General features: G+C 55.0%; 12 protein-coding genes. 7 read left to right on the forward strand and 5 right to left on the reverse strand.

Features of this window, described 5'->3' with window-relative positions; genetic code table 11:
- Positions 1 to 474: 474 nt before the first annotated feature.
- Complete coding sequence (locus Q0N43_RS03115) at positions 475 to 1,050, reverse strand: hypothetical protein (RefSeq protein ID WP_295442370.1); 576 nt, start codon at positions 1,048 to 1,050, stop codon at positions 475 to 477.
- A complete protein-coding gene (locus Q0N43_RS03120; protein ID WP_295442373.1) occupies positions 1,050 to 1,985 on the reverse strand; it encodes a sterol desaturase family protein in 936 nt (311 codons plus the stop codon). Before Q0N43_RS03120 ends, Q0N43_RS03115 begins: the two co-directional genes overlap by 1 nt.
- A 90-nt stretch (positions 1,986 to 2,075) precedes the next feature.
- Between Q0N43_RS03120 and Q0N43_RS03125 the strand changes: the two genes are divergently transcribed.
- Entirely contained in the window at positions 2,076 to 2,978 is a 903-nt protein-coding gene (locus Q0N43_RS03125; protein ID WP_295442376.1) for a LysR family transcriptional regulator, read from the forward strand.
- Positions 2,979 to 3,096: 118 nt separating this feature from the next.
- Here the strand turns inward: Q0N43_RS03125 and crtI are convergent, their stop codons facing one another.
- Complete coding sequence (gene crtI / locus Q0N43_RS03130; protein ID WP_295442379.1) at positions 3,097 to 4,704, reverse strand: phytoene desaturase family protein; 1,608 nt, start codon at positions 4,702 to 4,704, stop codon at positions 3,097 to 3,099.
- A gap of 279 nt (positions 4,705 to 4,983) precedes the next feature.
- Here crtI and Q0N43_RS03135 point away from each other — a divergent pair, with 279 nt between their 5' ends.
- Positions 4,984 to 6,000: a beta-eliminating lyase-related protein gene (locus Q0N43_RS03135; protein WP_295442382.1), complete on the forward strand. Its 1,017-nt coding sequence runs from the start codon at positions 4,984 to 4,986 to the stop codon at positions 5,998 to 6,000.
- A gap of 2 nt (positions 6,001 to 6,002) precedes the next feature.
- Positions 6,003 to 6,929, forward strand: coding sequence for an EamA family transporter (locus Q0N43_RS03140; RefSeq protein ID WP_295442385.1), 927 nt, complete (start codon positions 6,003 to 6,005; stop codon positions 6,927 to 6,929).
- On the opposite strand, the gene Q0N43_RS03145 is transcribed toward Q0N43_RS03140, so the two are convergent.
- Complete coding sequence (locus Q0N43_RS03145; RefSeq protein WP_295442388.1) at positions 6,839 to 7,687, reverse strand: SDR family oxidoreductase; 849 nt, start codon at positions 7,685 to 7,687, stop codon at positions 6,839 to 6,841. The genes Q0N43_RS03140 and Q0N43_RS03145 overlap by 91 nt on opposite strands.
- Positions 7,688 to 7,777: 90 nt before the next feature.
- Here Q0N43_RS03145 and pgeF point away from each other — a divergent pair, with 90 nt between their 5' ends.
- A complete protein-coding gene (gene pgeF, locus Q0N43_RS03150; protein ID WP_295442391.1) occupies positions 7,778 to 8,542 on the forward strand; it encodes a peptidoglycan editing factor PgeF in 765 nt (254 codons plus the stop codon).
- Positions 8,539 to 9,948 (forward strand): DASS family sodium-coupled anion symporter, encoded by a 1,410-nt coding sequence (locus tag Q0N43_RS03155; RefSeq protein WP_295442394.1) that lies wholly within the window; start codon positions 8,539 to 8,541, stop codon positions 9,946 to 9,948. Before pgeF ends, Q0N43_RS03155 begins: the two co-directional genes overlap by 4 nt.
- A 22-nt stretch (positions 9,949 to 9,970) precedes the next feature.
- Here the strand turns inward: Q0N43_RS03155 and Q0N43_RS03160 are convergent, their stop codons facing one another.
- Positions 9,971 to 10,669, reverse strand: a complete 699-nt coding sequence (locus Q0N43_RS03160) for an HAD-IB family hydrolase (protein WP_295442396.1) — start codon at positions 10,667 to 10,669, stop codon at positions 9,971 to 9,973.
- A gap of 78 nt (positions 10,670 to 10,747) precedes the next feature.
- On the opposite strand from Q0N43_RS03160, the gene Q0N43_RS03165 reads away from it, so the two are divergent.
- Entirely contained in the window at positions 10,748 to 11,857 is a 1,110-nt protein-coding gene (locus Q0N43_RS03165; RefSeq protein WP_295442398.1) for an ABC transporter permease, read from the forward strand.
- Between the two features lie 3 nt (positions 11,858 to 11,860).
- Positions 11,861 to 12,679 (forward strand): ABC transporter ATP-binding protein, encoded by an 819-nt coding sequence (locus Q0N43_RS03170; protein ID WP_295442401.1) that lies wholly within the window; start codon positions 11,861 to 11,863, stop codon positions 12,677 to 12,679.
- Position 12,680: the final 1 nt, after the last annotated feature.

Consider the following 12,680-nt stretch of genomic DNA (forward strand, 5'->3'; position numbering starts at 1 on the left):
GGACGGATAGTCCGCCAACAGATTTTCAGCCTGCTGAACCAGTTCATCGAAGAACCCCTCATCGTAGGCCGTGACCAAAAGGTCGAGCTTATCTTTAGGTGGCACTTTAAGCGCCTCTCTGACGGAAGTTTGTGAAGCGATTTTGGCCATGCGCTTTATCGCCTGTGATCGCGGAGGCAGATGTGCGTTATAATCCTCGCATTATCATACTGCATCAAGCGCAGCCACGCCTAGGAACGGACAGTCCGCTTTGTCTGTAAAGCATGTAGGACTGGCCAGCCTGCCAACGCCAATTTGGCACCCCAATGATGGACCAGTGCTAGATCTTCTTCGCTCGCTGCCTGCGGGGGGGCATAACTCAGCATGCCGATTGGGTTTGTCGTGGTTCGCCTTTTGGTGTTGAAGTGGTACCGTTCTCGACACTGTCAAACCAACGATCACTAAAAATAGTGGGGCAGAAAATTGTTTTTTGAATCACCGCACGGTGCGCGCGACTGGCATCAAACCTTGCGCCAGTGCAGCGAGAGCCAAAGCAATCACCACATGATAGGCATGCCAAGCCACGGACTCATCGAGCCACGCCGCACGCCGGATGAATAGCGTATTTGCAAGCATCACGGCGCAGGCAACGGGCACAAGCCAACAAGACCGCGCTGGGATAGGTCGCGCGATGGAAACAACGAATGCAATCGCGAGGGCCAATATGAAAAAAGGGCCAATAAGTGGTCGCGCGAACAACAGAGTCGTTGTGGCAACACACAATATTACTGCGATTGTCCATATCCTGTGCCTATCGTTGGGACGGAACAGATAGGTGCAAAATATTGCCAAGGCGCCGGCAAGGCCTAGGCCTTGAGAAGCGCCCGCATGCAGCGCCGCAAGTTCGACCTGCAAACCACCCCCAAAACGCACCACGCCGATAAAGGCCGCCACCCCGAAGCACGCCATGGCAAAGGCCGGTAATATCCGGTCGTTTCGCCAAAGCATGTTTCCAGCAAAGATCGTGACGAGTACAATGGCCGCATCGGATAGCGCGTAATGGGCAGGCATCACGCTCTCGGCAATGGCGCTGCTACATTATCATTGGGCAGCAAACCGGCCTCGCGTTTGATGTCTGCGGATGTCAAACGCGACCCATCATGGCTCCAGCCGGGCGGGGCAAAAATATAACATAATCTCTGCCATATACTCAGTCCGCGCTGCGTCGCATCTTGCGCTATGCCGACATATTCATGCGTTAAGATGGTGAACGGATTAAATGTCTCTAGGTTTTTGACCAGACCATAATCAACGGGCACGGCGCGGTCCTCCTCGACAAAGGTGCCAAACATGCGATCCCAGATGATCAGCGTGCCAGCAAAGTTCGCATCCAGATATTCTGGATTTCGACCATGGTGCACGCGGTGATGGCTTGGCGTGTTGAAAATATACTCAAACCACCGTGGCAAACGGTCGATCGTCTCGGTGTGGAGAAAGAATTGGAAAGTTGCATTAAGGACCCCACAAAAAACAACCAATACAGGATCAAAGCCGATTAAAATGAGTGGAACTTTAAGCATCATTGTGCCCGTAAAGTGTTTCATCCAACTTTGGCGGAGCGCAATGGGCATATTAAAATTGGTGGAAGAATGATGGACCACATGCATGGCCCAACCCCAACGGACGCGGTGGCATATGCGGTGGTGCAAGTAGAACCGCAAATCGTCGAGAACAAAGCACAACAGGAACGATCCCCAAGTGATTGGGATTTCGCCAATAGCAAAGGGTACCGCCGCAAATAAAGCGGCGGTGGTGATAAAGGCAAATATTGCATTTACAGGATCACTTGCGAGCCCAAGAAAAATCGAGAGCAGCGAGTCTTTCAACGGCACATCACCCTTGCGCTTGAGAAAGCGAATAGCACCCAGTTCAAGCAGTATGCCCAGTGCAAAAGCAGTAAGCGCTATGACGAACCAATTTTGGTTGATGAACTGCCCTATGGTCACACATTTCTCTCCCACGATTGAGGATGAAAATAGACGGGCTAAAAATTTAAAAAATTGAATAATAAATGCATATTATGTAATTATTGGAACATGAATATAAATCTGAAAAGACTATCTCGGTTCGTCGCCGTGTATCGCAACAAAAGTTTCAGCCGAGCCGCCAATGATCTTGGCATGACGCATTCCGCACTGACCAAATCGTTGCAACTGCTTGAACAAGAACTGGGCACAGAATTGTTTAACAGGACCACACGCAGTGTCGTCCCGACCGATGCCGGCAACCGCCTTGCGCATCGGGCTGAGGAGCTGTTGGCATTAGCAGACCAAATCGGCGATGAGGTGTTATCCGGCACACGACATTTGCGGCTCATTGCAGGACCAGCAGTGATGGAAGCATCCTTAGCGCCAGCCCTCACGTCATTTTACAAGGCATATCCCGACATTCGCGTGACGGCAGAAACCCTTCCCCTGGATATCGCAGCAGGCCGGTTGCGCCAACGGGAAGCGGACATGTTGCTTTTTCATTCCACGAGCGTGAGCGCTATTCCCGAACAGCGGCTGTTTCACATCAATAAGATAATCGACGAAGCCTATGTTGCCGTGATGCGCAAAGACCATCCGGTATTGCAACGCGCCTTTGGTTCGGATGAGATGCTACAGTATAAATGGGCCATTCCCGGCTATGATCGAAACTACCGCTCGGCCATTCCGTCCGACATAGAAGAAAAATATCGCCGCTCCGGCTTCCCGCATTACCGGGTTCTCAGTCTCGTGTCCTGCCTTGCTCTGGTGGCGGAAAGCGACATGATTACCTTATTGCCTGCCTCCTTCGCAAACAGGGAAGCACGTGCGCTCGACCTGACGGTCATGCCCATGCCCTTAAGCGATGGTGCACGGTATGACGTCAGCGCAATCACACTCAAAAATGATAATCCTGACCCTATGTTGCATGCGTTGAAAAACGCCTTTGCGATACAAAAGGATGCTAGCTAGATTTCCGCCTTCATCAGCTGACCATGGCCCAGCCCGATGCGCAAATGCCGGCAAACACCGCGCCTTATCAAATACAGAAGGTCGTCCCTAGAAGCCGTCTTTAAAACACGGCTTCCCGCTAACTTGGCACGCCGTTTACGACCGATGCATCTACACCCAAGTCGCGGGCGATCTCGCGGGCGGTCATCTTTGCCGACATCATCACCGACGGGGTACCACCACCCGGTTGCGTGCCTTGGCCGACCAGATAGAGATTATGCACATCTTCCGACTTATTATGCGGGCGGAAAAAGGCTGTCTGGGTCAGGACAGGTTCCACGCCAAACCCATTGCCCAGATAGGAACCCAAAGTTTCGGAAAAATAATCCGGCGTGATGAAACTCATATGTTTCAACCGCGCCGCAAGATCGGGAATATAGCCGCGCTCTTCCAAGAAGGTCAGCACCCGCGCGCTCAGCTTTGGCCCTTCGACGTCCCAATCGATGCCGCTGGCATTATTGGGCACGGGGATCAGCGTATATGCCGCATGATGACCCGCAGGCGCCATGGCCGGATCGGTCAGCGTCGGAATATGCAGATATTGCGAGAAGTCGGGGCTCATCACCTTCTGCTCGAAAATCTCATCGAGCAATGCTTCGTACCGTGGGCCCAATATGATGTTATGATGGCGCAAATCTGGGTCATTGTCGCGGCATTCATAGCCGAAATAAATTACCATCAACGACATGGATTGCTTGCGGAATTTTACCAAGGCATCGCGGTTGATGCGCCGATGCGCCTTGTCGACCAGCTTGAGATAAGTCGTTGCGTAATCGGCGTTCGACACCACAACATCGGCAAATATCGTCTCACCGCTTGCAAGCTCGACGCCCTTGGCAACGCCGTCTTCCACCAATATGCGCTGCACCGGTGCATTGACCCGCAACTGGCCGCCCATGTCTTCAAATTTTTTGACTAAAGCTGCCACCAGTGCGCCCGTCCCGCCCTTGGCATAATGAATGCCCCAGGTTTTTTCGACAAAATGGATCATCGCATAAATCGCTGGCACCTTCATCGGGTTGCCGCCGACCAGCAAGGGTTCAAAGCTGAACACCTGACGCATTTTGTCCGACTTGAAATATTTGCTGACCATGCCGAACAGCGAGCGCACCGCGCCAAGCTTCAGCAAATCGGGCAGCACGCGCAGCATCGACCCAAGGCTGCCGAAATAGGTATAGCCGAGCGTCAAAAATCCGCGTTGGAATATCGCGCGGGCTTGTTCGTGAAAGGCCTCATATCCGGCAAGATCCTCGGGCGCCAAGCGCTGTATCTGTGCGCGCGTGCTGATGGGATCACCATCATAATCGAAAAATGTGCCGTCATCGAAATAGATACGGTAAAAGGGGAGTATCGGAATAATTTCGACATATTTGCTGGTATTCGGACCGCCCGATATGCCTTCGCGGACGCGGACATTTTCGTCCAGAACATGGGCTGGAAAGTCCGGCTCGCTTAGCATGGCATGGTCTTGCTGCAGGCTAAACAATTCCTCAATGAAATGTGGGACGGTGAGGACCGTCGGCCCCATGTCAAAGACAAAGCCATCCACCTTGCGGACATAAGCACGGCCACCTGGGGCATCCAATGCCTCAACGATTTCGGTATCAAAGCCAAGGCTTTGTAACCGCATGGCGCATGCTATGCCGCCAATACCTGCACCAATGACAACTGCTTTACGTCGCAACATTTTGTGGAACACCCCTTATGGCAACGCTGCTACTGCCTAAAGCGCCGCGCAACAACCTAGATGTTATCCTAGGTTATGTTGGAGGCTATTGTCAGCGGCATCAGCAAAAAACCCCGTCGCACCAGCGGAGGCTGGTGCCTATGTCGTGTGTCTAGGGAGATCGACAGGCGCGATAGACCCCAGCCTGCGCTGGGGCGACGGACGATGGGTTGATTGAATATACAGCCCCCGCCCCTTAACCCTTGACGCCGCCATCGGTTTCCCGTCATGCGGACGCTAATGCGTTTCTTTTCTGACAATGCCGCCCCGGTGCATCCTGCTGTCATGCAAGACATGGCCGATGCGAACCATATCGACACCGCTTATGACGGTGACCAATATAGCGCGCGGTTGGATGCGGCGTTTTCTGAACTCTTTGGCCGCGATGCCGCGGTTCTGTGGGTGGCAACTGGCACTAGTGCGAACTGCCTTGCGCTGGCCTCACTCGTGCAGCCGCATCAGGGCGTCATTTGCCATAAAGAGGCACATATTGAGGTTGATGAATGCGGCGCACCGGGTTTCTACACCGCTGGCGCGAAGTTGATGTTGGTCGATGGCGACGGAGCCAAGATAACGCCCGCGACCGTCACCTCTACGCTCGACGCCATTCGCAAGGATGTGCATCAGGTGCAGGCCGCCGCTGTGTCGATTACCAACGCCACCGAATATGGCATGGTCTACACCCCAGCCGAGGTCGCGGCGCTGGGGGCCCTGTGCCGCGAACGCGGGCTTGGCCTGCATATGGACGGCGCGCGCTTTGCCAATGCGGTGGCGCATGTGGGATGCGCGCCAGCCGATATCACGGTCAATGCAGGCGTCGGTGTCTTAAGCTTCGGCTTTGTCAAAAATGGCGGCATGGGGGCCGAGGCCTTGGTCTATTTTGATCCTGCATTTGCCGATGCCGCGCGCTATCGCCGCAAACGCGCGGGGCATTTGCAATCAAAGGGCCGGTTCTTGGCGGTGCAATTGCTGGCCATGCTGAAGGATGATCTATGGCTGCACAATGCGCGGTCCGCCAATACAGCGGCGATGGTCATTGCGCAGGCCGCGGGTGAACGCTTGTTATACCCTGTGCAAGCCAATGAAGTGTTCCTGCGGCTCACGCCCGCCGAAGCGGCGGCGTTACGGGCGCAGGGCTTTGACTTTTATGACTGGGGCGTGGTGGACGATCATTGGGGCGCGGCGCGTTTGGTAACCAGTTGGCAGCATAAAGAAACCGACGTCGCCCCTCTGGCAAAGGCAATATCAGCCCTATGAGCATGGCAAAAACTGAACCCGCCGAAGAGCTCAGCTTTCTGGAGCCACGGGTGTGGATACCCTTCATGGTGACGTCGTTGATCTGGGGGTCGACCTGGCTGGTGATCCGCGATCAATTGGGCACGGTGCCGACGACATGGTCAGTGACCTATCGTTTCATCGTCGCTGCGATCGGCATGTTCATCCTCGCCCTTGTGATGCGGCAATCGCTAAAAATTGACCGGTCAATGCTTGGTTGGACGATGCTGCTTGGCCTGTTGCAATTCGGGCTGAACTTTAACTTTGTTTATACCGCCGAACATTATGTGACATCGGGCCTTGTCGCGGTGGTGTTCGCCTTGTTGATTGTACCCAACGCCGTGTTGGCCAAATATTGGTTGGGACGCCCCATCAGCGGGGCGTTCAAATGGGGCTCCGCAATTGCCAGCGTCGGGGTCGGGTTGTTGATGTTGCAGGAATATCGCGCTGCGCCAATGGGCGGGGCGGACGTACTGCTTGGGCTATTTCTTGTATTATGTGCGGTGGCGACGGCGTCTGTGTCTAACGTGCTGCAGGTCACGCCAAAGATTGCGCGTTTTCCAACGATCACGATATTGGCATGGTCGATGTTGTGGGGCAGCATTGGCAATAGCATATATGCGCTTATCACGGCGGGTCCGCCTGTGATCGACATGCGTCCCAGCTATGTTGGCGGCGTCCTATATCTCAGCATCATTGGCACGGTCGTCACCTTCCCGATGTATTTCCGCCTGATCCGCGACATTGGGCCCGGCAAGGCGGCCTATACGGGTGTCGTCATTCCCGTGGTCGCAATGATCCTGTCGACAATATTCGAAGGCTATGTCTGGTCCACGTTGGCGCTGGCGGGCGGCGCGTTGGCGATGCTTGGCTTGGTCGTCGCGATGCAGACGCCTAAGCCCAGCCGGTAATCGGCATATCGCGGTAACCAGTTTAGTAGGCGCTTCGCCTTTATATTCGCTACGCGGCGGTTTTCGGCATAAAATCCGCGCGCCATAGGTGACAGTCCAGCCGCCTCGAGTGACAATAAAGGCGGCCAATCGCGATGCAGCAGGTCGCAGGCATATTCGATCACGTCATTTTGCGGCGCGGGCATGTCATCGGCGATATTGTAAACACCCGCGGGGCCATTGAAGGCGGCCATGACCGCATCGACAATGTCGTCCACATGCACACGGCTAAAAATCTGATCGGGCATATCGATGCGATGTGCCTTACCTTCTGCCACCCGCTCCAGCGCCGATCTGCCGGGGCCGTAAATACCGGGCAAGCGGAAGACATGGACATCTTGGCGCAAGGCCTGCCACGCAAGGTCGGCTTCGGCCCGCGCGGTCCGGCGTCCCTCACCCACCGCGGCGCTTTCGTCGACCCACGCGCCGCCCGTATCGCCATAGACCCCGGTGGAGGACAGATAGCCAATCCATAAATCTGCGCGCGCCGCAATGGCCGCACCATATTTTAAAAGCACCGGATCGCCGCCCTCGCTCATGGGCGGGACGCTCGACAAAATATGCGTCGCGGTCTCCATCGCGGTCAGCACCGCCATTTCATCGTCAAAGGCAATGGCATCGCCGCCGCTCATCCGCTTTGTGCCCGTGACCAACCAGCCATCAGCGCGCAAGGTGTCGGCAAGGCGAGTGGCGGTGTAGCCCATTCCAAATATCAGCATGTGTCTCTGCATATATTCTGGTTCGCAATCTAATGGCTTGCCGTCAAGCGCCGCAGTTGCGAATAGAGGCGGCGGGAGGAGGCGCAAGGCATGGCAGTTGAGGTCATCCAATCAGGCGTGCTGCGCACAGTCGCCCATGGCTTTTTGGGACGAAAGGGCGGGATTTCGACGGGAATCTATGCCGGACTAAACGTCGGGCTGGGTTCTGAAGATACGCGGGAATCCGTCATTGAAAATCGCTTACTGGGCGTGCAGTCGGTCCTGCCTGGCGCTATGCTTGCGCGCGTCCATCAGTTTCATTCTGCCGATGTTGTGCAGGTCGACAATGCTATTTCGCAAGATGATCCGCCGTGCGGTGACGCTATGGTGACGGATCAACCCAATGTGCTTTTGGGCATAGTAACCGCCGATTGTGTCCCCGTATTATTTGCAGACACCGAGGCCGGAGTCATCGGCGCGGCGCATGCAGGCTGGAAAGGCGCGATAAATGGCGTGCTGGAAAACACCATAGCTGCGATGGAGAAACTTGGCGCTCAGGCAAATCGCATAAGCTGCGCCATTGGCCCCTGCATTGCGCAAAAAAGCTATGAAGTGGATGAAGGATTTTTCCGTAACTTCGTCGCGCAGGCCGCGCAAAATGAACGATACTTTGCAGATGGTAAAGCAGGCCATTATCAATTTGATATTGAAGGCTATGTGGCGGCGCGATTGGCGGCGGCGGGTATCCGGACGGTCGCATGTCTAGGTGAAGACACCTATAGTCAGCCCGACCGCTTTTTCAGTTACCGGCGCAGCTACCATTTAGGTGAGCCCGGATATGGCCGCCAACTTTCCCTGATTGGACTGCACCCATGAAGGTGGAAAGGATTGGTTTTTGGGGCGGTCTTATGGTCTTTGCCGTCATGCTGTTTTTGCCTGCGCCAACAGGTATGGAACCATCTGCATGGCACGTTGCCGCGCTCACTATCTTGATGGCGACATATTGGATGACGCAAGCCTTGCCGTTAACGGTGACGGCATTGCTGCCGTTTCTGGCGCTACCGCTGATGAATATTATGACCGCGCAGGATGTCGCGAAGGAATATTATTCACCTATCCTGTTTCTCATTCTTGGTGGCGCATTTCTGGCGCTAACCATTGAACGTACGGGCATGCACCGCCGCGTCGCACTCGCCATATTGGGAAAATCAGGACATAGTGTCACGGGCCTGATGATCGCGTTCATGGGTTCAACCGCATTGCTCAGCATGATGATGTCTAACACGTCCATCGCGCTCATCATGGTGCCGATCGCAGTCGCAGTGCTTGCCGCAGGCGGAACCAAGCCCGGAGAAACAGACGGCCTTGCAGGCGCGTTGATCATGGGCGTGGCCTTTGCCGCGTCGATTGGTGGACTTGGGACGCTTGTTGGTTCGCCGACCAACGCGATTGCAGCCGCGCTTGTGGAAAAGCAATTGGGCATCGAGATCAACTTTCTGACATGGATGCTCTACGGCCTGCCCGTGGTGATTATCGGTGTGCCGTTATGCGCGATTATCCTTATGCGGGTTCAGAACGTAACCGCTGGCAGTTTTGACGTCGATGCCGCGCGCGCGGCCATTGGCAAGGCGCGGCCTATGTCCGTTGCGGAAAAACGGCTCGTTCCAATATTTCTTTTGGTCATCTTTATGTGGATTGGCCAACCTTTGTTGGAACCGCTTTTGCCCAAGGGCGGGATTACCGACGGCAGCATTGCGATTGCAGGTTCACTGTTATTGTTCCTGATACCCGATGGCACAGGTCGTCCGTTGCTGACCTGGCAGGAGGCGGACAGAGCGCCTTGGGGTGTCATCATGATGTTTGGTGGTGGCTTGGCGCTCGCTGCCGGCATCACGCAGTCAGGGCTGGCAGCGTGGCTTGGTGAGGCATTAGAGCCTTTGTCAGTCGTACATCCCATCATCATCGCATTGGCGCTGACTGCTTTAGTCATATTAATCACTGAGTTTGCGAGCAACGTCGCAACCGCCAGCGGTGTGCTGCCCGTGGTGGCTGGCCTCGTGTCAGCAACGGGCGCGGATCCATGGTTGATGGCGATGGCTGCCTCCATGGCGGCAAGCTGGGGCTTTATGATGCCGTCAGGCACGGGGCCAAATGCCATTGCATGGGCCAGCGGGCATATTGCCTTGCCCAAAATGGTGAAGGCCGGATTTTTTCTTGACCTTGCGGGAATTCCCCTGCTTGTCGGGGCGGTCTGGCTGGCTGGTGCGCTGCGGGCGCTATAAGTTTAGGATTAGGGTCAGGACCCTAGGTTTCCGCCACGCGCCAATCGAGAATACGCCAGCCCTTCTTCTCAGCCAATCGCGCCAGCGGACCATGCGGGTTTGTGGCGAAGGGTTCGTCGGCATAATTAAGCAATGGCGCGTCGGAGACATGGTCGGAATACGCGCGGATATGACAAGTGCCGCGCTCAAGGCCGTGTCGTTCCATCCACCGCTTCACCAGTTCCAGCTTTGCCGCGTCGTAGCAATTATGCCCGTCAATCCGCGCCAGCACATGGCCGCTGCTGTCGGTCGATAGGTCTGTCGCAATGACATCATCAAAGCCAAGCCGCTTGGCAATCGCCTCCACATATAAACGGTACGAAGCCGTTGCCATAACATGACGATAGCCAGCCGCTTTCTCCTGCGCCACGCGCGCCAGCAATTGCGGATAGACGTTTTTGCCAACGACCATATCCGCATGGCTTTCCAGATATTTGGCAAACTGCGCCTTTGGCACGCGTCTGCCGATCAGCAAAATTTGTGAAAACTGCTTAAGCTGCGCGCGGTCCCAAATCTTCAACGCATATAGCGCCAAACCAACCGGCAAAAACGGCGCCAGCAACAATCTCCACGGTGACTTATGCAACGCCATATGCAGGAGGAACCCATTATAGGTGGCACGCCGCGTGACGGTCTTGTCCATATCATATATGGCTAGCAGGGTCGTTTGGGGCTTATTCATGATGACCTTAAAGGCATAACTTTACCTAAGAAGTCTACAGACTTGTTATAGTTCCCAGAATAGGCCAGTGATAGGGTCATGGCCAACTCTGCCGAATTCACTGTTGAAGATCTGCCAAGCGGGCAAATTCTCCGGCTGTCCGGTACCTTCGTCATTGCATCAATTGGTGATGTAGACCGCGGTTTGCGGGACATTAGCGGCCCCGTTTGTGAAATCGACATTTCGGGTGTCACCCATATGGACACCGTCGGCGCTTGGCTGGTCCATCGGACCGCTAAGGAACATGATGCGCAGATTACCGGCGGGCCACATGACGCGGGCCGCTTGATTGATGCTGTTCGCGGCGTCGATCAAGTCGAAGTCGCCGCCAAACCGCCTATTTCGTCTCTGTATCGCTTTTTGGCCGAAGTTGGCGGCGGTGTTGTCGTCGGCATAACGACTCTTTTGCAATTCCTTGGCTTTGTCGGGCAAGTGGTCAAAGCGTTCTTCGCTTTGCTGATAAGCCCGTACCGCTTTCGCTGGCACGCGGTGGTTCAGCATTTCGACATGGTCGGCGTGCGGGCGCTTGGCATTGTCGGCCTGATGAGCTTCCTCATCGGCATTGTGATTGCACAACAAGGCGCGGTGCAGCTTCGCCAATTTGGTGCAGAAGTGCTTACCATCAACCTGATCGGGCGGCTTACGCTGCGTGAACTTGGCATATTAATGACCGCGATCATGGTCGCGGGCCGGTCCGGATCTGCCTTTGCCGCACAGATCGGGACGATGAAGATTACCGAAGAAATTGACGCCATGCGCACGATCGGCGTTGTCCCCGCAGAAGCATTGGTCGTGCCGCGCGTGATCGCCGCAGTGATCATGATGCCATTATTGGGTATTTTCGCCTCGTTAATGTCCATCATCGGCGGCGGGCTATTGTGCTGGATTGTCCTCGACATCCCGCCTGCAACCTTTGTTCAGCGCCTGCGCGAGGTAACGCCGATGACCGATTTCTGGATTGGCATGATCAAGGCCCCGGTCTTCGGCGCAATCATAGCAATGGCGGGTTGTTTTCAAGGGATGCAGGTCCAAGGAAATGCCGAGCAAGTAGGGCTAAGAACAACTGCTGCCGTCGTGCAGGCCATTTTCCTTGTTATCGTCCTCGACGCATTTTTTGCAGTGTTCTTTAGCGAAATTGGTTGGGATTAAGCGATGAACCCACCCAACATCATTTCGGTAACTGGCCTGTGCAACAGTTTTGGCGACCAAGTCGTACATCAGGATCTCGACATCGAAGTCCGCCGTGGCGAGATACTGGGCGTCGTTGGCGGTTCGGGAACGGGCAAATCGGTGCTCATGCGCTCGATCGTCGGTTTGCAAAAACCAGATTCAGGGGAAATCCGCGTCTTTGGCGAAGGCATGATTGGCAAGGAAGAAGACGAGGTAACCGACGTCCGTCGTCGCTGGGGCGTCTTGTTTCAGGGCGGCGCATTATTTTCGACCTTAACTGTCGCGGAAAATGTGCAGGTGCCCTTGCGCGAGTTTTACCCGGATTTTAGCACAGAATTGCTCGATGAAATCGCGCGCTACAAAATCTTTTTAAGCGGCCTTCCACCAGAAGCTGCGTATAAATATCCATCCGAGCTTTCGGGCGGTATGCGCAAGCGTGCCGGTGTGGCGCGGGCATTGGCGATGGATCCCGAATTGTTGTTTCTGGATGAACCGACCGCTGGACTTGACCCCATCGGCGCTGCCAAATTCGACAGTTTAACCCGCGATCTGAAAGAGACGCTTGGACTAACCGTCTTTTTGATTACGCATGATCTCGATACGCTATATTCTATTTGTGACCGAGTGGCCGTTTTGGCCGATCAGAAAGTTATAGCCATAGGTGCGATTGAAGAATTACTGGCCATCGATCACCCGTGGATCAACGAATATTTCAGCGGTCCACGCGGTCGCGCGGCGCGGCGCGGTCATAACGACCAAAGCGAAACCGCACGTGCAAAGACGCAGCAGCTAGGAAGGTGAT

The organism is Sphingorhabdus sp. EL138 (assembly GCF_945882965.1).
Classification (GTDB): Bacteria; Pseudomonadota; Alphaproteobacteria; order Sphingomonadales; family Sphingomonadaceae; genus Sphingorhabdus_B.